Annotated in this window: 21 protein-coding genes; 13 read left to right on the forward strand and 8 right to left on the reverse strand. The window is 62.1% G+C overall.

Annotation, left to right across the window (positions count from 1 at the left end; all coding sequences use genetic code 11):
* The first annotated feature begins 63 nt into the window (after nucleotides 1-63).
* A complete protein-coding gene (locus tag VK804_RS27960; RefSeq protein WP_325376254.1) occupies nucleotides 64-759 on the forward strand; it encodes a glutathione S-transferase family protein in 696 nt (231 codons plus the stop codon).
* A 148-nt stretch (nucleotides 760-907) separates the two neighbouring features.
* Here the strand turns inward: VK804_RS27960 and VK804_RS27965 are convergent, their stop codons facing one another.
* A complete protein-coding gene (locus tag VK804_RS27965; RefSeq protein ID WP_325376256.1) occupies nucleotides 908-1,108 on the reverse strand; it encodes a hypothetical protein in 201 nt (66 codons plus the stop codon).
* Between the two features lie 103 nt (nucleotides 1,109-1,211).
* Between VK804_RS27965 and VK804_RS27970 the strand changes: the two genes are divergently transcribed.
* From VK804_RS27970 to VK804_RS27980, 3 genes are all read left to right on the forward strand, one after another.
* Nucleotides 1,212-2,780, forward strand: coding sequence for a DUF1800 domain-containing protein (locus tag VK804_RS27970; RefSeq protein ID WP_325376258.1), 1,569 nt, complete (start codon nucleotides 1,212-1,214; stop codon nucleotides 2,778-2,780).
* Nucleotides 2,781-2,785: 5 nt separating this feature from the next.
* The gene (locus VK804_RS27975; RefSeq protein WP_414642856.1) at nucleotides 2,786-4,021 is read left to right on the forward strand and encodes a DUF1501 domain-containing protein; all 1,236 of its coding nucleotides are present in this window, start codon (nucleotides 2,786-2,788) and stop codon (nucleotides 4,019-4,021) included.
* Between the two features lie 143 nt (nucleotides 4,022-4,164).
* The gene (locus VK804_RS27980) at nucleotides 4,165-4,407 is read left to right on the forward strand and encodes an endonuclease domain-containing protein (protein WP_325376307.1); all 243 of its coding nucleotides are present in this window, start codon (nucleotides 4,165-4,167) and stop codon (nucleotides 4,405-4,407) included.
* A gap of 158 nt (nucleotides 4,408-4,565) precedes the next feature.
* On the opposite strand, the gene VK804_RS27985 is transcribed toward VK804_RS27980, so the two are convergent.
* From VK804_RS27985 to VK804_RS27995, 3 genes are all read right to left on the reverse strand, one after another.
* Nucleotides 4,566-5,504, reverse strand: a complete 939-nt coding sequence (locus tag VK804_RS27985) for an aldo/keto reductase (protein WP_325376262.1) — start codon at nucleotides 5,502-5,504, stop codon at nucleotides 4,566-4,568.
* A gap of 439 nt (nucleotides 5,505-5,943) precedes the next feature.
* On the reverse strand, nucleotides 5,944-6,405 hold the full coding sequence (locus tag VK804_RS27990) for a GNAT family N-acetyltransferase (protein ID WP_325376264.1): 462 nt from the start codon (nucleotides 6,403-6,405) through the stop codon (nucleotides 5,944-5,946).
* Between the two features lie 104 nt (nucleotides 6,406-6,509).
* Nucleotides 6,510-7,325, reverse strand: a complete 816-nt coding sequence (locus VK804_RS27995; RefSeq protein ID WP_325376266.1) for a PAS-domain containing protein — start codon at nucleotides 7,323-7,325, stop codon at nucleotides 6,510-6,512.
* Between the two features lie 203 nt (nucleotides 7,326-7,528).
* Between VK804_RS27995 and VK804_RS28000 the strand changes: the two genes are divergently transcribed.
* Nucleotides 7,529-7,882 (forward strand): DMT family protein, encoded by a 354-nt coding sequence (locus VK804_RS28000; RefSeq protein ID WP_325376268.1) that lies wholly within the window; start codon nucleotides 7,529-7,531, stop codon nucleotides 7,880-7,882.
* Here the strand turns inward: VK804_RS28000 and VK804_RS28005 are convergent.
* From VK804_RS28005 to VK804_RS28020, 4 genes are all read right to left on the reverse strand, one after another.
* Nucleotides 7,860-7,997: a hypothetical protein gene (locus VK804_RS28005; RefSeq protein WP_325376269.1), complete on the reverse strand. Its 138-nt coding sequence runs from the start codon at nucleotides 7,995-7,997 to the stop codon at nucleotides 7,860-7,862. The two genes, VK804_RS28000 and VK804_RS28005, sit on opposite strands and share 23 nt — an antisense overlap.
* Nucleotides 7,998-8,072: 75 nt before the next feature.
* Nucleotides 8,073-8,249: a hypothetical protein gene (locus VK804_RS28010; RefSeq protein WP_325376271.1), complete on the reverse strand. Its 177-nt coding sequence runs from the start codon at nucleotides 8,247-8,249 to the stop codon at nucleotides 8,073-8,075.
* Between the two features lie 178 nt (nucleotides 8,250-8,427).
* Nucleotides 8,428-9,081 carry a glutathione S-transferase family protein gene (locus VK804_RS28015; protein WP_325376273.1) on the reverse strand — a complete coding sequence of 218 codons (654 nt, stop codon included), beginning with the start codon at nucleotides 9,079-9,081 and terminating at the stop codon, nucleotides 8,428-8,430.
* A gap of 192 nt (nucleotides 9,082-9,273) precedes the next feature.
* The gene (locus VK804_RS28020) at nucleotides 9,274-10,503 is read right to left on the reverse strand and encodes a glycosyltransferase family 87 protein (RefSeq protein ID WP_325376275.1); all 1,230 of its coding nucleotides are present in this window, start codon (nucleotides 10,501-10,503) and stop codon (nucleotides 9,274-9,276) included.
* A gap of 202 nt (nucleotides 10,504-10,705) precedes the next feature.
* On the opposite strand from VK804_RS28020, the gene VK804_RS28025 reads away from it, so the two are divergent.
* From VK804_RS28025 to VK804_RS28065, 8 genes are all read left to right on the forward strand, one after another.
* Nucleotides 10,706-11,908, forward strand: a complete 1,203-nt coding sequence (locus tag VK804_RS28025) for a pyridoxal phosphate-dependent aminotransferase (protein WP_325376277.1) — start codon at nucleotides 10,706-10,708, stop codon at nucleotides 11,906-11,908.
* 190 nt (nucleotides 11,909-12,098) lie between these two features.
* Nucleotides 12,099-12,611 (forward strand): DUF992 domain-containing protein, encoded by a 513-nt coding sequence (locus VK804_RS28030; protein WP_325376279.1) that lies wholly within the window; start codon nucleotides 12,099-12,101, stop codon nucleotides 12,609-12,611.
* A 320-nt stretch (nucleotides 12,612-12,931) separates the two neighbouring features.
* A complete protein-coding gene (locus VK804_RS28035) occupies nucleotides 12,932-13,417 on the forward strand; it encodes a DUF992 domain-containing protein (RefSeq protein WP_325376281.1) in 486 nt (161 codons plus the stop codon).
* A 210-nt stretch (nucleotides 13,418-13,627) separates the two neighbouring features.
* Entirely contained in the window at nucleotides 13,628-14,605 is a 978-nt protein-coding gene (locus VK804_RS28040) for an ABC transporter substrate-binding protein (protein WP_325376283.1), read from the forward strand.
* A gap of 170 nt (nucleotides 14,606-14,775) precedes the next feature.
* Complete coding sequence (locus tag VK804_RS28045; protein WP_325376285.1) at nucleotides 14,776-15,936, forward strand: LLM class flavin-dependent oxidoreductase; 1,161 nt, start codon at nucleotides 14,776-14,778, stop codon at nucleotides 15,934-15,936.
* A 232-nt stretch (nucleotides 15,937-16,168) separates the two neighbouring features.
* Nucleotides 16,169-17,182 (forward strand): MEDS domain-containing protein, encoded by a 1,014-nt coding sequence (locus VK804_RS28050; RefSeq protein ID WP_325376287.1) that lies wholly within the window; start codon nucleotides 16,169-16,171, stop codon nucleotides 17,180-17,182.
* A gap of 171 nt (nucleotides 17,183-17,353) precedes the next feature.
* Complete coding sequence (locus tag VK804_RS28055; protein WP_325376289.1) at nucleotides 17,354-19,750, forward strand: bifunctional diguanylate cyclase/phosphodiesterase; 2,397 nt, start codon at nucleotides 17,354-17,356, stop codon at nucleotides 19,748-19,750.
* Nucleotides 19,751-21,076: 1,326 nt separating this feature from the next.
* Nucleotides 21,077-21,328, forward strand: a complete 252-nt coding sequence (locus VK804_RS28065) for a cupin domain-containing protein (protein WP_325376291.1) — start codon at nucleotides 21,077-21,079, stop codon at nucleotides 21,326-21,328.
* Nucleotides 21,329-21,535 lie beyond the last annotated feature (207 nt).

Raw genomic sequence — 21,535 nt, forward strand, 5'->3', positions numbered from 1 at the left:
AAGATGGATTGCTTCGTCGCTTCGCTCCTCGCAATGACGGCTTGAGATAGGCGAGGAAAAATCATGTCACTCAAACTCTTCGAACTGGTCGGCACCGACGTATCGCGCCCGTTCAGCCCGTTCTGCTGGCGGACGCGGATGGCGCTGGCGCATAAGGGGTTTTCTGCGGAAACCATTCCCTGGTGCTTCACCGACAAGGACGCGATCGCCCCGCATCAATCCGAAAAGGTGCCGGTGCTGCTCGACGGCGACAGTTCGGTTGCCGATTCCTGGGCGATCGCGAATTATCTCGAGGACAAATATCCGGAACGTCCGTCGCTGTTCGGCGGCGAGGGCGGCCGCGCCGTCGGGCGGATGATGAACTGGTGGGGCGACATCGCCGTGGTCGGCGGCATGTTTCCGCTGATCGTCGCGGATATCCCGCCGCATCTGAAGCCGGTCGATGCGGACTATTTCCGCAAGACGCGCGAAGTGCGCTTCGGCAAGCCGCTGGAAGAAGTGGCGGCCGGGCGCGACAAGGCTGTCGAGGGTTTCCGCCGCGCGCTGGAGCCGATGCGGCAGACCCTGAAGACGCAAGCCTTTCTCGGTGGCGCGAAGCCGAACTACGCCGACTACATCGTATTCGGCCCGTTCCAGTGGGCGCGCGTGGTCAGTCCCTTCAAACTGCTCGCCGAGAATGATCCGATCCATGCCTGGCGGGAAAAATTGCTCGACGCCTTCGACGGCATGGCGCGGCGGTCGCCGGGCTATCCGGTGTAGGCTCTCGTGCGCGGGACCAGCAGAGTAGGGCATAATTTTTCGTCATGCCCGGGCTTGTCCCGGGCATCCACGTTCTTGCTTGTCCTATCGAATGAAAGACGTGGATGGCCGGGACAAGCCCGGCCATGACGATGGAATAGCGCGCCGATTATTCCACAGCCTGCGTGTGTCCCGCAGCCTTCCGCAAGCACTCGCGGCACAGGCAATCCTCGGCCTGATCGCCCGGCAGCGGCAGGCGGGCACCTTCCTCGGCGCACCAGCACGATCCCGACAGGCCGCAGCTGAATTCCGTTCCGCATCGGGAACAGGCGAGGCGCCGGGACGGCGGCATTTCTAACCGATTTGTCATCAATTGAACCGAATCGCAGTCGCGTTCTTCATGTCCGGTTCATGCCGAACTGGGGTATACTCCGCCTGCAATATACGCGCAGGATTCACCTGAGGGAAATCCGATGGCCCGCGATTCGCTAACAGCGCTGGTCGCGCTCAATCGCTTCGGCTTTGGCGCCCGCGGCGGCGCCTCCGGCGATCTGGTCAATGCCGCCTCCGACCCGCGCGGCTATGTCAAGGCGGAATTGAGCCGTCCCAACGGCGTGCTGCTGGAGATGCCGGGGCTGCAGTCGACCCCGGCGCTGGCAGAGGCGGTGTTCGCCTATCAGGCCGAGGTCAAGGCCGCGCGCGAGGCGGCGGCAAAGGCGGGCGGTGCCCCCTCGGAGGCCAATCCGGCGCCGCCGGCGCAACCCGACGGCAAGACGCCGCGGCGAAGCCTTTCGCTCAACAGCGTCGCGATGGAAATCGCGGGAAAAGATCCGGCGATGAAGACGGCGGACAACGCCAATCCCGCCGCGACGATGACTGCGCCCGACGCGGCTCAGCAAAACGCCGCCAAACAACAGGCCCAGCCGCTCAACGTCATCCAGAAAACCTACCGCGCCGAGGCGCTGGCGCGGCTGCAGCGTTCGATCATCGCCGACTGCGGAATAACCGAGCGGCTGGTGGCGTTCTGGTCCAACCATTTCTGCATCTCCGCCAACAAGGGCGAACTGGCGCGGATGTGGGCCGGCTCGTTCGAGCGCGAGGCGATCCGCCCGCATGTGCTGGGGCATTTCGCCGACATGCTCAGGGCGGTCGAGCAGCATCCGGCGATGCTGTTCTTCCTCGACAACCAGCAGTCGTTGGGCCCGGACAGTCGCGCCGGGCAGAACCGCAAGCGCGGGCTGAACGAAAATCTCGCGCGCGAGATCATGGAGCTGCATACGCTCGGCGTCGGCGGCGGCTACACCCAGGACGACGTGACCTCGCTGGCGCGCATCATCACCGGCTGGACCTTTGCCGGGCGGCAAGGACAGCTCGGCGCGCCCGGCAGTTTCGTCTTCAACGCCAATGCGCATCAGCCGGGTCCGCAACCGCTGCTCGGCAGGGTTTACGAGGCCAACGGCGTGGCGCAGGGCGAAGCGGCGCTCTCGGACATCGCGCGCCATCCCTCCACCGCGAAATTCATCGCCACCAAATTCGTCCGCCACTTCGTCGCCGACGATCCGCCGCCCGTGCTGGTGGCACGTTTGCAGGACGTATTCCGCAAATCCGACGGCGACCTCCTGAAGATGACGATGGCGCTGGTCGATTCCGACGAGGCCTGGCGGGCGCCGTTGACCAAGATGCGCTCGCCGTATGAATTCCTGGTCGCGACCGGCCGCCTGCTGGCGCGCGTTCCCGAGGATCCCGGCGCCTATCTCGGCGGTCTCAACCAGTTGGGCCAGCCGCTATGGACCCCGGCCGGTCCGAACGGTTTTGCCGACACCAATGCGGCCTGGGCCGCGCCCGAAGGCATGAAGCTGCGGCTCGACATCTCGGCGCAGATCGCCTCGCGCCTCGGCAACAATATCGATCCCCGCGACCTGCTGGAGTTTGCCGCGGCGGACGCCGCCTCACCGGAAACAAGGCGCACCATCGAGCGCGCGGAGACGCGGCAACAGGCGCTGGCGCTGTTGTTGATGTCGCCGGAATTGCAGAGGAGATGACAGCAATGGAAACGAGAATGGATTGCTGCGAAAGCCGCACCTCGTTCCCGGCATCGCGCCGGGCGCTGCTGCTCGGCGGCGCCTCGTTCGCGGCCTGGGCCTACTTGCCGAAATTCGCGCGCGCCGCCGACGGCCGCGACCCGCGCCTGATCGTGGTGATCCTGCGCGGTGCGCTCGACGGCCTTGCCACCGTGGCGCCGGTAGGCGATCCGGATTACGCGGCCCTGCATGGTTCGATCGCGCTCACCGCCGATGGTCCGCACGCAGCGCCCATGCTGGATTCGTTTTTCGCGCTGCATCCCTCGATGCCGGAATTCGCGCGGATGTACCGGGAGAAGCATGCCGCGGTGATCCATGCGGTGTCGACGCCGTATCGCGACCGCTCGCATTTCGACGGCCAGGACGTGCTCGAAAGCGGCTTTGCCGGGCCCGGCCGGGTGCAATCCGGCTGGCTCAACCGCGCGCTGGAAGCCTTGCCGAAGGGCCAGCGGGTGACGAGCGCGCTCGCGGTCGGGCCGACCACGCCGCTGGTGCTGCGCGGCGCGGCACCGACCGTCGGCTGGGCGCCGGTGGCGCTGCCGCAGGCCGATGACGACACCGCGACGCGGCTGGTCGAACTTTACCGTCATCGCGATCCGGCGCTGGCGTCGGCACTGTCGCAGGGCCTGCAGCTCGACAAGGCAGCGCAGGGCGACGACATGAAGCCGAAACCCGGCGGCAATGCCGTGGCGGCGATGCGGCAGGTGGCGCGCGGCGCCGCCAAATTGATGGCGGCCGACGACGGCCCGCGGATCGCAGCACTCGCCTTCGACGGCTGGGACACCCATGCCAATGAAGGCGGTCCGGTCGGCCGTCTGGCGTTCCTGCTGTCAGGGCTCGACGGCGCGTTCGCGGAATTCGAAAGCGGATTGGGCGAACGCTGGCGCGATACCGTGGTCGTGGTCGCCACCGAGTTCGGCCGCACCGCGCGGATCAACGGCACCGAAGGCACCGATCACGGCACCGGCACCATCGCGCTGCTCGCCGGCGGCGCGGTGAAAGGCGGCCGGGTGATATCAGACTGGCCCGGCCTGAAACCCGCCAACCTCTATGAGAACCGCGATCTTAAGCCCACCACCGACCTCCGCGCCGCGATCAAGGGCGTGCTGCGCGACCATCTCGGCATCGCCGAGCGCGTGCTGGCCGAGCGGGTGTTCCCGGAGAGCGTGGCCGTGAAGGGGATGACGGGGCTCATCGCGTGATCTCTTTTTCAACCTCTCCCCGCCCTTTTGCGGGGGGAGGTCGGATTGCGAAGCAATCCGGGTGAGGGGCGAGGCACAATGCGCGGGCCAGATCGGAAGATGACCCGAATCGCAAGACGGCTGCTCGAATTCGCAATCGCCAAATCGACGGATACAAATTCGTACGTCAGGAACCGGTCAGCGGCTATATTTGTGATTTCGTCTGTCGCGAAAAATTTCTAATCATTGAAGCGGATGGTGGGCAGAATAGCGAATCCGTAACCGACAAGATACGGGATCAGCGCCTGACCGCAGACCGATATCAAGTGCTTCGATTTTGGAATAACGATGTCCTTGGCAATCTCGAAGGCGTGCTGACGGTGATTCAAAGCGAGCTGATCTCTTAACCTCTCCCCGCCCTTTTGCGGGGAGAGGTCGAAATTCGCGCGAAGCGGGAATTTCGGGTGAGGGGCATGGCAGAGTGTTATCGCGAGTTCAGCGCTCGCGGAGAGAGCCCCTCACCCCGACCCTCTCCCCGCGAAAGAGCGGGGAGAGGGGGAGGAGCTTACTTCGAAATCTTGTCGATCTCCGCCGTCTCCTCCGCGCTCAGCGCCCAGCCGATTGCCTTCACGTTCTGCTCGACCTGTTCGACCCGCGTCGCGCCGGCGATCACGCTCGATACCTGCGGACGCGACGCCAGCCAGGAGAAGGCGAGTTCGAGCATGCTGTGGCCCCGGGCTTGCGCGAAGGCTTGCAGCTTTTCGACGATTTCCTCGTTGCGCGGCGTGACGTAGCGGTCGCGCAGCCGCGGCACCTTGCCAAAGCGCGTGTCGTCGGGCGCGGCCTCGCCCTTCCGGTATTTGCCGGTGAGCAGGCCGCTGGCGAGCGGGAAGAACGGCAGCACCCCGAGATTATATTCCTGCGCGCAGGGCAGGAGGTCCTTCTCGATGTCGCGCACCACGAGGCTGTACTCGTCCTGGCAGGAGATGAAGCGGGTTACGTTCATCGCGCGCGCGACATGTTCGGCCTCCGCGACGCGCCAGGCCGGAAAGTTCGAATTGCCGATGTAACGGACCTTGCCGTGCCGCACCAGGTCGTCGAGCGCGCGCAAGGACTCCTCGATCGGCGTCAGGGGATCGTAGTCGTGCTGCTGGTAGAGATCGATGTAATCGGTCTTCAGCCGCTTCAGGCTCGCTTCCACGGCCTCCATGATGTAGCGGCGCGACGCGCCCTGCTTGGTGCCGTCGTTCGACATCGCCTTGGAATATTTGGTCGCCAGCACGATGTCCTTGCGGCGGTCGCCGAGCACTTCGCCCAGCACGGTCTCGGAGCCGCCCATGTTGGAATAGATGTCGGCGGTGTCGAACAGTGTGATGCCGAGGTCGATCGCCTTGTGGATCACCTTGCGCGAGGCCTCCAGATCGATGCGCTGGCCGAAATTGTTGCAGCCGAGGCCGACGGCGGAAACACGCAGGCCGGAGCCGCCGAGATTGCGAATTTGCATGGGTGGGTCCTGTGGGATGGGGACGCGAGCGGGATGGCATTGTGGCGCGCGGAGCCGCCTGCCGCAAGGTGGCGGCGCGCCTGACGCCATGCGCCAGGCAGGGGCCCAAAAAAATGCGGTCCCGGTCAGACGCGGCGACTGACGGGGACCGCTGGGGCGCGTGATCTGTGACGGGGGCCTGATCAGACGCGAGCGGAACCTAGCCCTGCTTTGTTACGCGGCCGTGACAGGATTATTTATCCACAGGGCGGCGTGGACAGCAGATCATCTCGTGTCCCGGACGCGGTGCAGCGCCTTTCACGCTGCTCCGCAGAGCCGGGACCCAATCGTCCAGACGATGAATGGGCCCCGGATCAGCAGCGCATCACGCCGCAAGGCACAGTGCGTCGAAGACGCGCGTGAACGCGCTGATGGCGCTGCGCAGCATCCGGGGCACGCCTCACAACGGCTTGCGATACACCACGAAACCTGAGTGCTCGGCTACTTTGTCATACAGCTGCATCGCGGTCTGGTTGGTCTGGTGGGTCTGCCAATAGACCCGTGGCGATCCCGCCAATCGCGCCTGTTGGTAGACGCGTTCGATCAGCGCCCTGCCGACGCCCTTGCCGCGCGCGGCCTCGGTGGTGAACAGATCCTGCAGATAACACAGCGGCGCAATCGCCAGATAATGCGTCAGGCCGAGCAATTGCCCGCCGCTCTCCGCGACCAGCGCATGAACCGGCTCATAGGCGTCGAAGAAGCGCGCCCAGGTCATCGCGGTGATGTCGGGCGCCAGCGCGGTCGGACCCGATCGCTCGTAGAACGCGTTGTAGCCGTCCCACAGGGGGAGCCATTGCACGTAATCCTGCCGGGTCACGAAGCGGACCGACAACTCGTCGGAGTTTTGGGATTTGGCATTCATGCAGGGAGCAACATGCGCGAGAGGACGATTCGCATCGCATCCCCTGTTTAGGGAAATCGCAGTGCTGGATCAATCGCGTTCGCGGGGCGATGCCCTGCCGGCGTTCACTCCGCGGCGCGCAGGTGCCGTACGAGACCTCGGTCGCCGCCGCCGCGCAGCGCGCGGTGGAATTCGGCGCTTGAGGGGTCGTCGTCATGGCGGACGAGGTCCGTCACCGGCGTGTAGCTCAGCATCCGTCCGCCGTCGGGCAACACCGCGCAGGAAAAACGCAGCACGCGCCCGTCCTTGAGCGCGATATTGAGCGGCGTGGTGTCGCCCGATCGCATCATCTCGGTGCGGCGCGCGATGAAAGCGCTCAATTCGTCCTCCGGCAGTTCGTAGGCCCCGGTATCGCGGCCGTGATACATCAGCGCGATGAACGGCGGCTTGCTGTCGGCCTTGGCGTCGGAGAGCGAAAAATAATCGCGGAAGGCGCGGTTGATGAATTCCGCGCGGGTGTCGCTATCGAGCAGCACGATGCCGATGTCGACCCGGTCGAGCGCCGCCGACAGCCGCTCCGCGGTGGCGTGATGCCGGCGCTCCCAGCCGAACGCATCCAGCATGCGCTGGCGCAACAGGCCGGTGATGGCGGCGGTGCCGGCCGCGGTCATCGCCAGTATCGCAAGGCGGACCAGATCGGCGACGTCGTAGCCGGGAGTGGCGCGGTGATTGAGGAAAAACAGCGTCGACGCCGCGATCGCGATGGTCGCGCTGATCATGCCGGAGGCAAGGCCGGACAGCGAGCCTGCGAAGGCGATAATGCAGATCAGCAGCGGCGCCGGGTTCGGAACCGTGACAAGGGTGCGGTCGACAAGGATGGCGATCAGCGCGGTGGCTGCCGTCAGGGCCGGACCGGAGATCGCACGCCAGTCGAACTGCATGTCGCCTCTCATTTGACGCATGAGATTAGAGGCACAGCCTGAACGATGGTTTGCGTGCGGCGAGGGTTTTCTCGCCGCATCCTTAAGGGGCGGTTGACCGGATCGTGAGGCCTTTCCGAACTATTCGATCAAATGATAACGAAAGCGGATGGAACCGGGCTCGCGCCCGGATGTTAAGCGCTGAGATTTTCGAAGGGATATTCATGCCAGCCATTTCACCGCAGCTGCTGCCGATCCTGATGCTGTTTGGCTCCAACGTCTTCATGACATTCGCCTGGTACGGCCACCTCCGATTCAAGGAGGTCTCGCTGCCGCTCGTCATCATGGTGAGCTGGGGGATTGCGTTTTTCGAATACTGGCTGGCGGTGCCGGCCAACCGCTGGGGCAGCGCGGTCTATACGGCCGCGCAGCTCAAGACCATGCAGGAGGTGATCACGCTGATCGTGTTCGCCGGATTCTCTGTGTTGTACCTGAAGCAGCCGCTGGGCTGGAATCACGCGCTGGGTTTTGCGCTGATCGCGCTCGGCGCGTTTTTCATCTTTCACGAGTGGTCGTGAGGCCGCCGCCCGCCGGCGCCTCCGCGCCGCGCGTGCTGGTGACGATCAAGAGCGAGGCGGCGAGCAGGATCGCCACCGTCAGCGCTACTGTCACGAGGACGACAGGTGTCTTCATCGTTGCCCGCTCGCGGTGCCAAGCACCGCGTGTTGTCGTGCCGAATTGCCAATGGTCGGGAAAAAGATTTCTTCGTTATGCCGGGATCGGCATCGCCATGGAGACCTTGGTCGCCAGCACCGTCAACGTGAGGATGACGCACAACGACAGCGAGCCGATCGCGAGCGAGGCCGCAACCGCATTCCTCAGCCGGGACGATGCAACGGGCGCGGAGCGGCCGTTGAAGCCTGCCGCGCCGGGCGACCGAATCATGGTCCGGAATCCTTAACTAGGCGCGGGCGAATCACCCGCAACATCCGAGAATGTCGATGGAATCGCTGGCAATATTGGGGCGGGGCGGCATCGAAAATGGCAAAAAGGCGGCAGGCAAGCCGGTTATGCCCGCTATTCCCGTTGTTATCTCCGGTTATCCCCGCTGTTCTCGCGCGCCTCAGGCCTCGGCGGCAACATCAGCGGAATCGTCGACATTGGCGTCCGGGCGCCAATCCATGGCGACAAAGCCCGGGGTCTGCTCGACCCGGCGCAGCCAGGCGCGAACGGCCGGAAAGGTGGCCAGATCGTAGTCGCAACGGTCGGCAAGATGGGTGTAGCCGTACAGCGCGATATCGGCGACCGTGAGCTGGCCGGTGGCAAAATAGGCGTGGGTCTTGAGGTGATTTTCCATCACCTGCAAGGCGGCGTAGCCACGCTCCATCCAGTCTTCCAGCGCATGGGTCTGCAGGTCGCGGCCGCCCTTGACCAGCGCCAGCCAGAAATAGGCCGCACCGATGTTCGGCTCCAGCGCGTGCTGTTCGAAGAACATCCATTGCAGCGCCTCGGCGCGCTCGATCCGCGATTCCGGCGCCAGCGGGGTTCCGCCGGCGACGTACCACAGGATGGCGTTGGATTCGGCGAGATAGCGTCCTTCGGCGACTTCCAGAAGCGGCACCTGTCCTGACGGATTCTTGGCCAGGAAATCCGGCGTGCGACTCTCGCCATGCAGGATGTCGATCTCGATCGCGCGGTAGGGCGCATTCAACAGCGCCAGCGCAAGGCGGACCTTGTAGCTGTTGCCGGAGCGCTGCATCGAATAGAGCTTGTACATTCGAAAATCAGTTCGACCGCCTAAGACGTTTCCTCGCATGCGCGAGAGCGATTGTGTTGTCGCCCCGCAACGCGGCTAAACAATGATGCCGCTGCCGCTGCGTCGCAAGACCCGCAGGCAGCAAAAGGTCGAAAACTTCTGCCGCACTGCAAACGCGTAGAAGGCTATGCCAACACGGGCGAACAAATCGGATCACGCCTGCGCGATGCCGCGAATCGGGACCGCGACGGGGATACGATCCGACAGCGCGCGCCGCAGCGTGAAGGCGTAGAGCGTCAACGACACCAAAAGCCCCAGCGGTATGCCGGTTAGGCCGGCGATACCGCGCGACAACAGGGGCACGAGGAAGGCCGCGGCCAACAGGCTGATCTCGTAGTCGCGGAAGCCGCGGCGGAGTCCATGGCGCACGAAAAACGCGATCGCGACCGCTGATACGACGAGGTCGTAGTCGAGCACATAGGGCGTCGCCAGCAGGCTGGCGGTCGCTAACGCCGATGCCTTGAGTTCGAAGGCGGCCTCGCTCTGCCACAGCCAGGCAAGGCTTGCGACAAGCCCGAGGGCGAGCGCGAACTGCGTCATATAGGCCAGATGGACGCTGCCGCCCCACATCCGCACCGCGGAGAATATCGACTGGATCTTCTCCCAGCCGGTGCCGCCCTGTTCGAGCACCACGGTCTGGGTGAAGGTCGTGGAATCCGCGAACGCGTGCCAGACGCCGCCGCCCAGCGTTGCGAAGCTGAGCGCGACGAGGCCAGCGACCGTGACAACGGCCGCGCCGACAGTGCGCCATCGTCCGCCCGCGAGCAGCGCGATCGGAATCAGGACGCCGAATTGCGGCTTGTAGGCGAGGCATCCGATCAGCACGCCGGCGAGCCAGGGCCTGCGGTCGAGCCAATGCAGCGCGCCGCCGAGCAGGGCCGCGGTGAGAAATCCGTTCTGGCCGTGGCCGATATTGACGAATACGGCGGGGAAGGCTGTGGCGATCAACAGCGTTTCCGGCCGCGGCAGGATCGCGCGTATCGCTGCGATATAGGCCGCAAAACTCGCCGCGAGCCAGATCGCAAGGCCCCAGGCATAGGGAAAGGCGGCCACGACGACGGCTATGGCAAAGAATAGCGGCGGATAATGCCAACCGAAGAACGGCACCTCGCGGCCGCCGAAGGTGGCCTTCTCCGCCTCGTGCTGCAGCGCCGGCGTATAGGCGTCCGCGGGCCGGCCCTGCCAGGTCAGCGTTCCCGCGGCATAGATGTCGGAAAAGTCGGTGCCGATCGGCTTGCCGTTGCGATCGATCAGGCCGTCGGACAAGGCGATCCACCCCATCACCGCGACGGCGCAGATGGCGAGCAGGATCAGGCTGTAGCCACGGGCGCGCGAGGCGGTCAGCCATCGGCCGGATCGCAGGCCTTGCCAGAAATTTGTCATTTCGCCGCGGAACTTTATGAATGTTGCGCCAAGCTACAAGGGGCCCTTTAACGTTTCCTAAAGTTTGGGGCGCCGCGGCCCAAGCTTCTTGCGATGCAGCGTGGCCCGCTTTAGAGTGCCGCGATCCCAACAACAGAAGAGTCGTGGATCGCTGGCGACACGTGGTGTGTTGGCCTTTTGCCTTGGCCTTGAGGAGATGACGATGCCGTTCCTGTCCGCTGCGCTCGACCGTGTGAAGCCGTCCGCGACGATCGCGGTCACGGATAAAGCGCGCGAGCTCAAAGCAGCCGGCCGCAACGTCATCGGGCTTGGCGCCGGCGAGCCCGATTTCGACACCCCCGCCAACATCAAGCTGGCGGCGATCCATGCCATCGAGGCGGGGAAGACCAAGTACACCGCGGTCGACGGCCTTGCCGAATTGAAGGAAGCGGTGATCGGCAAGTTCCAGCGCGAGAACGGCCTTACCTACAAGCCGAACCAGGTCATCATCGGCACCGGCGGCAAGCAGGTGCTCTACAACGCGCTGATGGCCACCATCAATCCGGGCGACGAGGTCATCATCCCCGCGCCCTATTGGGTGAGCTATCCGGAAATGGTGGCGCTGGCCGGCGGCGAACCGGTCGCCGTGGTCTGCACCGCCGCGCATGGTTTTAAACTTCAGCCCGAGGCGCTGGAGAAGGCGATCACGCCGAAGACGAAGTGGATCATCCTGTGCTCGCCGTCGAACCCGACCGGCGCCGCCTATACGCGCGCCGAGCTGAAGGCGATCACCGACGTGCTGGTGAAGCACCCGAACGTCTGGGTCATGACCGACGACATGTACGAGCACCTGGTCTATGACGATTTCGAGTTCACCACGCCGGCGCAGGTCGAGCCGAAACTGTACAACCGCACGCTGACGGTGAACGGCGTGTCGAAAGCCTATTGCATGACCGGCTGGCGCATCGGTTATGGCGGCGGTCCTGCCGAGCTGATCAAGGCGATGGCGACGATCCAGTCGCAGTCGACCTCGAACCCGTGCTCGATCTCGCAATGGGCTTCCGTCGAGGCGCTCAACGGCCCGCAGGATTTCATCCCGGTCAACAACAAGGCGTTCCGCGAGCGCCGCGATCTGGTGGTGGCGATGCTCAACCAGGCCAAGGGCATCGACTGCCCGCGGCCGCAGGGCGCGTTCTATGTCTACCCGTCCTGCGCCGGCACCGTCGGCAAGACCTCGCCGTCGGGCAAGGTGATCGGCAACGACGAGGATTTCGTCACTGAACTGCTGGAGAACGAAGGCGTTGCGGTGGTGCAGGGTTCGGCGTTCGGGCTCGGGCCTGCGTTCCGGATTTCCTATGCCGCGAAAAACAGCGATCTCGAGGAAGCCTGCAAGCGCATCCAGCGCTTTTGTGGCAATTTGAGATAGAGCGTTTTCAAGCGAAGTGGTCGCCGGTTCGCTGTCCGAGAAAACGCGTCAGAAAAAAGGCTGTCAAATCACATCTCGAAGCACACTCTTGATGTTTTGACGGCAGCATGAAGCAAGCGCCTTGTTTTGGACACGGCGCTTCCTTCCTGTCCGCCCCGCTACTCATTCATCACGCGGGGAACCCTGACTCATGCGACTCCTGACATCAGCTATCGCCATCGCTGCGCTCGCAGCCTCGTTCGGAAGCGCCAGCGCGATGCCGCCGGTGCGCGCCGGCCTCCTGCAATGCCAGGGCGGCCAGAATGTCGGCTTCGTCGTGGGCTCCACGACCAGCCTCGAATGCGTGTTCCAGAGCGACGGCCACCGTCCGGAACCCTACATCGCAACGCTGCGCCGCATCGGGCTGGATCTCGGGGTCACCGACCACACCCGCCTGACCTGGGCGGTGAGCGCCCCGACCAACCGGGTCGGCCGCGGCGATCTCGCCGGCAATTACGGCGGCGTCGGCGCCAACGCCTCGGTCGGGGTCGGCGGCGGCGGTAATTTCCTGGTCGGGGGACCTGCGAATGCCTACGCGCTGCAGCCGATCAGCGTGCAGGGCCAGACCGGTCTCAACGTCGCGGCCGGCGTCGCCGACATCGAACTGGAGCCGGTGCGGTTCGGCCTGCATCGGCACCATTACCGGCATCATCATCACGGCTGAGATGCCGCAAAATGTTAACGAAAGAGGTTCGCGGAAGCGGGCCTTTTTTTATGGGCCGTCATTCCGGGCGCGCCAACGGGTCCGCGCGAAGCGCGGCCCGATGACAGGCTCCGCATCGAACCCGGAATCTCGAGATTCCCCGATGTGCAACTGCACATCTGAGGTTCAATGCTTCGCATCGCCCCCGGAATGACGTGGAGGATGAGGTCACGCCAAAATCTGGCACGGCCGCCGATGTTGTGCCATAGAGGTGCGAGCGCCGGGGCAATGGCGCTGGTTCGATTCTGCTCGCATCACATCTTTCAGCCGGAGATTTCCTCATGCGCCGTTCCCTCATCCTTGCCGGTGTCGCCATGGCCACGCTGGTGGCATCCCTCGCCGGCGCTTCCGCACAGCAGCCGATGCAGCGCGTCCAGATCGGCGTGCTCGAATGCCGCGGCGGCGCCAGCATCGGCTTCATCGTCGGCTCGGTGACCAATCTCGGTTGCGTGCTGCGCGCCGACGGCATGCCGGACGACCGCTATATCGCCACCATCCGCAAGGTCGGCGTCGATCTCGGCATCACCCAGGAATCGGCGCTGGCCTGGGGCGTGTTCGCGCCGACGGCGCGGCTCGGGCCGGGCGCGCTCTCTGGCAATTATGCGGGCGCGCAGGGCTCGGCCTCGGTCGGCGTCGGCGTCGGCGGCAATGCGCTGATCGGCGGTTCGGACAATTCGATCGCGCTGCAGCCGCTCAGCGTGCAGGGCCAGGTCGGGCTCAACGTCGCGGCCGGGTTGGAAAGCCTGGAGCTGCGGCCGGGAAGGTGAGGCGGTCTCCGCGACTGCGGGGTTTGATACCGGCTATCGCTTCGCCGATATCCGTTCTTGGAGGAGGAGCAGGCGTGGTCGGGTCGTTGGCAGATATCGCCTTTTGATCCGAACGGATATCGGCGGTCGCGTAGTCTATTGGTGATATCGGAAGGCCCCCATGGTATCAGGATGAAGCCGCAGGGTAGAACCCCGAGGAAAAGTGGTTTCATGAGACGGCGCGATTTCATTCTTGGGGCTGCCGGCTCGCTCACAGGTCCCGGCTTGGTGAGGGCGGAATCGCGAAATGCCGTTCCAAAAATCGGCTTTCTTTTTCCCGGGCCCGAGGATGCGCTGAAGTCACGTATGGCCCTGCTGCTTGAGGGATTAAGTGGCGAAGGCTTTCACGAGCCTGATCAGTTCATACTTGTCGCGCGCGCGACAGGTGGAGACGAAGCAAGGATCGTCCCGCAGCTCAAGGAGATGATTGCTGAAGGGGTAGAGCTTCTGATTCCCACTGGCCCGTCGTGCATGAGAGCGGCTCGCACCCTGACGCGAACTATTCCGATCGTGACATTCGATCTGGAATCCGACCCGATCGAAAGCGGCTGGCTTGGCGGATACGCACATCCGGGCGGGAATATTACCGGTGTTTTCTCCGATTTCCCGGAGTTCAGCGGTAAATGGCTGGAACTCCTCAAGGAAACGATCCCCAGTTGTTCAAATGTTGTGGCGCTGTGGGACCCGGCTACGTCGACCGTTCAACCCAGAGCCATTGCCAATGCGGCGCAGTCTGTCGGTGTCAAGACCGAGGTTTTGGAAATAAAGTCGTTTTCAGATCTCGAGGCAACTTTTGAGGCCGCCGGCGCCCGTCGACCGGACGGGCTTCTGATTTTGTCTTCGCCGATCGTATCCATCAGCTCAAAACAAATCGCGGAACTGGCCCTCATACATCGACTACCGGCGATTTCTCTTTTTGCAAATTTTGCTCGTAGCGGTGGGCTGATTTCCTACGGACCGAATCTCGAGGACCTTTACCGGGAAACCGCAGCGATGGCCGGCAAGATTTTGAAAGGAGCAAAGGCCGCCGATTTACCGGCGGAGCGCCCTACGCGATTTGATCTGGTCGTGAATTTGAAGACCGCAAAGGCGTTGAACTTGACCATGCCGACATCGATGCTTCTGCGGGCGGACGAGGTCATCGAATAGTTCGCGTCGGGCGGGTTCCCTTTAACCCGCCGATCCCTACGAGATGGCGGATTAAAGGGAATCCGCCCTACGGACCTGATAGCCTAGCGAACAACTAACTGCCTCAGTCGCACATGCTTTAAGCCCAATCGGCGGCAAGCGACCGCCGGCAAGAACCATAGGGAGCACCGATGAATACGCCTCTCCGCAGCGGTATTTTCCTCGCCCCGTTTCATGCCAAAGCCGACAATCCAACGCTGGCGATGGAACGCGATTTCGAGCTGCTGCAGCATCTCGACCGGCTGAATTACAGCGAGGCGTGGATCGGCGAGCATCATTCCGGTGGTGTCGAGATCATCGCAGCTCCCGATATGTTCATCGCCGCGGCGGCCGAACGCACCAGGCACATTCGGCTTGGCACCGGCGTGTCGTCGCTGCCGTATCATAACCCCTTCATGCTCGCGAGCCGCATCGTCCAGCTCGATCACATGACGCGCGGGCGCGCGATGTTCGGCGTCGGTCCGGGCGCTCTGGTGTACGACGCCCACAAGATCGGGATCGATGCCGCCAATCAGCGGCGCATGATGGATGAGGCGCTCGACGTCATCGTCGCGCTGTTCAAGGGCGAGACGGTCAACAAAGAGACCGACTGGTTCAAGCTCTGCAACGCCAGCCTGCAGCTTGCGCCCTACACCAGGCCGATGATCGAGATGGCGGTCGCCAGCGCGCGCTCGCCGGTCGGCGCGATGGCGGCGGCGCGCCACGGCATCGGCATGCTGGCCATCGGCGGCGCGACGCCGACCTCGATCGCCCATCACACCGCGAACTGGAATCTCTACGAGACCGAGGCGCGCAAGGCCGGCCACGTGCCCGATCGCGCCAAGTGGCGCGTCGTGACGTTGATGCATATCGCCGAGACCCGCGAGCAGGCGAAGCAGAACGTCAAGTTCGGGCTCAAGGCGTTCGCCGACTATTTCCGCGAGATCGCGACCTTCCCGATCATCCCGGCTGACGTGCCCGACGACTACGACTGGCTGGTCGAGACCGGCGCCGCATGCATCGGCACGCCCGATGACGCGATTGCCTACATCGACAAGCTGCTCAAGGGCTCGGGCGGCTTCGGCGTGATCATGGAGCTCGCCCATAACTGGGCCGATTGGGACGCCACCCGCCGCCACTACGAGCTGATGGCACGCTACGTTCATTCCCATTTCCAGAACAGCTTTGCGCCGCGCGTCGACGCTTACGCCGCGGCCGCGACCCAGCAGAAGGAGTTCGCCGGCCAGGCGGCGCAGGCGGTGCAGTCCGAGATCGACAAGCTGGCGGCGCGGCAGGCGAAGACCGGGACCTGAAGGAACGGGCTCACGGCATTTTGGAGTCCGCTACTCGGCACGAAACGGACATCCGGCAACCGTGCCCGACCTGGTCCGCTATCGGGACCAAAGCGGAAGACATGTGCTCGCCTAGAGCTTTTCCGGCTCTGACCCTTCTCGGACATTGAGCTTCGACCACCTGACGCTTCTGCCGTCAGGAAATGCTCCAGATTGAGTCTCAAGCCGTGGGGGCTTGCTCGACCCTTGAGTGATGGCGAAAACTGACGCACAATTCGCGCGAAATCTTGCGGAGCAGCCGATGAAGGCCCTCGGGAAAACGAAGTCGTCGCGCAAATCAGCAAACATTGAGCAGTCCCCTGAGCACCCCCGCGAGGGCGGCTCTTCTGATTTGAGCGGGCGGTCGCCATTACGGCCCACCGGCATTCGCGTCATGGGCGATATGCCCTGGGGTTCGCATATCTGCCTGTTTTACGAGACCAAGGCAGATCTGCTCGATGCCAACGCCGTGTACATCAAGGCTGGCCTCGACAGCAATGAGTACTGCGTTTGGGCAATCTCAGAACCGATCACGGAGGATGAGGCGTGGGCTGTGTTGCGTCGCGACATTCCTGATCTCGATAATCGCGCGGCAAGCGGTCAATTCGAGATTCTCCCTGGTTACGATTGGTACCTCAAGGGCGACGAGTTCGATTCAAAAAAGATCACGAGCGGCTGGCATGAAAAGTTGCAATTTGCGCTCGACAAGGGCTTTGAGGGCTTGCGGATCAGCGGTAATGCATTTTGGGTTGAACACAATCGTTGGAACGAGTTTCGTGAATACGAACAAGAATTGGATGAATCGCTGGAAGACCGGCCTATGCTTGTCCTGTGCACCTATTCGCTCAGTGCGAGCCGTGCGGTCGACGTACTCGACGTTGCGCGAGCCCATCAGTTCACCGTCGCCCGACGGCGAGGTCAGTGGGAATTTTCGGAGACCCCAGAACTTAAGCAAGCCAAGAGGGAGATCAAAAGTCTTGGCAAAGCCTTGCTCGTGCTGTCGCGGCCGTTCGCAGGTCACGAGTTATTGACCTCGCGGGAGCGAACAGTTCTCGCTCAAATCGTGCGCGGCGCTTCTAGCAAGGAGGCGGCCAGCTGGCTCAACGTCAGTCCTCGCACGATTGATTTTCATCGCGCCAACATTATGCAGAAGCTCGACGCCAAGAACGTAGCCGACCTGGTGCGGATCGTGGTCGGAAACTTCGAGCGTTCCGAAACTGGTGACTGACGGTTCCTTTGCCATTTGGTTACCGTCTTTGACGAAGTACGCCGTCAAACTAGTAGATATACCGGTGCAAAATCTGCTCCATCGCCTCTCATGACGGCCAGTTGTCACTGGAGCGTGTCTGCGATGAACTGTACGACACCGCATAGCATTCGGCATCGAGCGCCGATATGGATGATCGCTGTTCTTGGGACGGCCTTGTCGATCACGGGTTGGTTCATCGTCTCAGGTCTTGAGGACCGGACTTCGGCGGCCGAATTCAATCTTCGTGCGAACAATATGGCGGTGGTCCTTCAAAACGGCATAAATGGGTACTTAGCAAACTTGTCTGCGCTCCGCGCGTTGTTTGAGTCCGCCCCAGCGGCGGTCGGTGAGCAGGAATTTTTAACTTTTTCCGATCGTTTGCTGCGAGATCATTCGGCAATCTTGAGCCTTTCCTGGGTGCCCCTTATTCGAAACGAGGAAAGGGCGGCCCACGAGCAAGCAGCTCAACAGGCGACCGGCGAAGACTATCGCATCCGTTCGGTGAGCAAAGACGGCACGCTCGGTCCGTCGCCGGCTGCGGCCGAGTATTTTCCAGTCTACTACACGACGGAAAAAATCCGCACTCACGTGGTGCGTGGGTTGAATTTGGCCGATAGCGGCATTCGCCAACAGCCCCTCGAAAAGGCGCGAGACGGCGGTACGCTGGCGGCCTCGCAAGAATTCCCGTTGCAATCGGGAACCGGCGACCGGATCGGCTTCTTCGTTGTCCTGCCGATTTACAAGCGCGGTCTGCCACACAACTCGATCGAAGAGCGCCGCCGCAATCTCGTGGGTTTTGTGCAAGGCGTATTTCAGATCGACACCATGATCGCCGCGACGCTGCGCGGAATTCAGATTCCGGCCGACTATTACATCTTCTCGTCCGAAGCCGGTTCAAGCGCGCGACCGCTTTACACCAGTCTGCTAAAACCGTCGGGTGAGCCGCTCGCAGCAAGCCGGCGCGGAAAGATCGATACGGCTTTTCATTGGTCGGGCAAGGTCGCCATTGCGGATCGTCAATGGGAGATGATCGCTGTTCCCGAGCAAAGATCTATCCTTTTGCACCTCAGGGCCTGGATCATCCTCACAGCCGGCCTATGCCTCACCGGGGTGGTCTTTGCCTTTATGTGGCAGGCGAACCGGCACACCCGTAAACTGGCTGAAGCCAACAAGACCATCAGTGAGTTGGCGCGTACTGACCCTCTCACCGCACTTGCCAATCGCAGAGTCTTTCAAGACCGGATGGCTGCAGCGTTCGAGAAGGCAAAGTGTAGCGGCGAACGCTTTGCCGTGTTGTATATCGATCTCGACCACTTCAAGGATTTCAACGATTTGATGGGTCATCCGGCCGGTGACGCTCTGCTGGTACAAGTCGGCAAACGGCTGCTCGCCGTAGCAGGCGACGCTGACTGCGTTGCGCGCTTTGGCGGCGATGAATTCGCCATCCTGCAATCAAATGCAGGTGCAGAAGGCGCCAGCGAGGCGCTGGCCGAGAAAATTGTAGCGGCGCTCAATGAGACGTCGATGCTTGAGGGACACGCCGCGCGCATCTCGGCCAGCATCGGGGTTTCGCGTTACGTCGAGGAGTTGGACGGACCTGATGCCATGCTCATGCAAGCGGACCTCGCGCTTTACCGGGCAAAGGATGCCGGCCGAAATCGCGCTTGCATTCATGACAAGACGTTCGATCAGCTTGCGTGCGACCGCGTAATTCTCGGTCGAGAACTTATGGCTGCCATCGAAAGCGGCGGCCTCGCCCTGCATTACCAGCCTCAGGTTGACATCGATTCCGGCCGCATTGTCGGGCTCGAAGCCTTGGTGCGCTGGAATCATGTTCAGCGCGGCCCAATATCACCTGCGCTGTTCATCCCGATCGCAGAGAAGACCGGGTCAATCGTCGACCTGGGGAAATGGGTATTCGATGAAGCTTGCCGTCAGACGCGGGTTTGGCAGGACGAAGGTATTGATGCGCCCTCCGTCGCGGTCAACGTGTCCGCGATCCAGTGTAAGCGACCAGAGCTTGAGCAGGATATCGTCGCGAGTCTCACGCGTTGGAAGATTGCGCCCGGTCGTATCGAACTCGAACTGACGGAATCCGTTCTAATGGAAGCCACCCAACACCATCGCGACATCATTGCACGCCTGCGAACACTCGGGCTGAGACTTGCGATCGACGATTTCGGCACAGGTTATTCATCGCTCAACTATCTCACCAACTTTCCGGTGGACCGGATCAAGATTGCCCAGGAGCTAATCTTCAATTGCACGACGAAAATCCGATGCGCCGCGGTGGTTCGCGCCGCCATTCATCTTGCCGAAGAACTGGACACTGAAGTGCTTGCGGAAGGCGTCGAAAATGCGGAGCATGCGCGGTTTTTGTCGTCTGCTGGCTGCAAATTCGCGCAGGGCTATTTCTTCAGCCGCCCAGTTGACGCTGCCCAGGCCACGGCTTTGCTGCGCGGACGATTCATTCGGCCGCCCGCGCTTCTTCCAGCACCCAAAGACAGTGGAGGCGGTCTGATCGCCGGACGGTTGAGGGTCGTTTGAATGATGATGAGGCGGCGTCCAAAAGCAGCCGGTCGATCAGATTGCCGAGGAATGTTTCGATGATCTCCAGTTCCCGCCTGGTGACGGGGATCACCCCGGGCAGGTCGTTGAGCACGATCGGCTCATCCGTGCGGCACCCACCTTGGGGCCGCGTTTGGAATGGCCTGGAGTGTTGAGGGGATCCCCCTGCAGCTTCCGCGACCGAAGGGCAAGCGACCAGCTTCCGAAGACGCTGATTTTCCGATTGTGGTGCCCGGAGTGACTCCGCTCCTTGTCCAGAAGCAGGATCGGGCTGGCCTGGCAAATCAGTGCCTCCACGCCAAGAATTTTTCGACTTCGTCATGGCTTCTTCGGGATCCAATTCCTGGGGCGCGCCTTTCATCGCCCCCTTTCCTCTCGAAGAAATGCGGCAAATGCTCTGTCCCGCAAGCGCTCCTCGTATTCATACCAGTTACATCCGTACGGCACTTCTGTAATATTCGAAAATGGAGACCGGATTGTCCGGCATATCTTTCCCGTTACGAGCGATCACCGCGCCTTTGAGGGATTGGACATACAATGATAATGATGCCAGCAGGTGGACGCACCAAAAAGCATGCGAATTCTGGCGTCGAAAAGCGTAACGCCGTCAAGATTCTGTACAAACCCCTGAAAATGACCGCCACCCAGAAGCGAAGGGCCCTCAAGAAAGTAAAGAGACAGGAAGCCACCTAAGCGTCACGGCATTTGCTCTCGACTCGGAGTTGAAAGCCATTTGCAAAGGCTGCAACGGGAGACCGAAATCGTAATGAAGACACGTACACACGACGCCGAGGCAAGCCACCCGATGGCAGTCCCCGAGCAAAGTCCGCCCACGCTCTGGCCCCTGGAATTAAACGACGAGACGCGAATTAGGCGTGCACTGGAATCTTGTCAGAAAGAAAACAAGTCGCTTAAAGCGCTCGTCATTCATCTTTCGGAAATGGTCATACGACACATCACAGACAAGAACTAAGTTGACCACCGCTAGGCTACACGCCGTAAAAATCCATTTGTCACCGGAAGCATGACGATCGACAGCAGGAAGATCAGATTGAGGAAGACTTGGCCGCGGCTGCCTTCCGGCGTGAAGGTGATAGACTATCTGCATCTCACGGGATTGCCATCCTTGGGATGCAAATCAGAGTGGGCCGGAAAGCCCGGGCGTTCGCGCTCGATGCCGCGAGTGCCCCCGAGGAGGAAGGCAACCGCTAATTCCGGCAAGGTCTTAACCAAGGCCGGGAATCTCGCTGGATCGACGAAGGCTTCTAAGCGCTAGTGTCCTGAACTTGGGGACCAGCGCCTTCAGTGTTTCCCAAGGGCGCGCAGATCGCAGTGCTTTCCGGAGACCCCTTCAAGGACGGTCTGTACGTGGTTCGGATGAAAATGCCGTCTGGATATAAAATCCCGGCTCACAACCATCCGACGGATGAAATGGTAACCGTTATATCTGGCAACCTTCATCTTGGGATGGGCGACAAGCTTGATGAAAAGAAGGGAATGCTGTTAACGGCTGGCGGTTACGCCGAAGCTCCTGCAAAAATGAACCACTATGCTTGAGCCACCAGTCCCACCGTCATTCAGGTTCACGCCCAAGGTCCTTTCGCGATCACATATGTGAATCCCTCCGACGACTCAAGCAAGAAATAGCCGGATGGGTCGGGGATACTGCTGCCATTCTCGAGGTGAGCGGATGAGGAGAACCCACTTCCGTTTCTGGCACTTAACGTACATGATGCGAAGTCTGATCCGAGTCCGTTGTGCGTA

Origin of the sequence: Bradyrhizobium sp. (genome assembly GCF_035484855.1) — a bacterium.
Classification (GTDB): Bacteria; Pseudomonadota; Alphaproteobacteria; order Rhizobiales; family Xanthobacteraceae; genus Bradyrhizobium.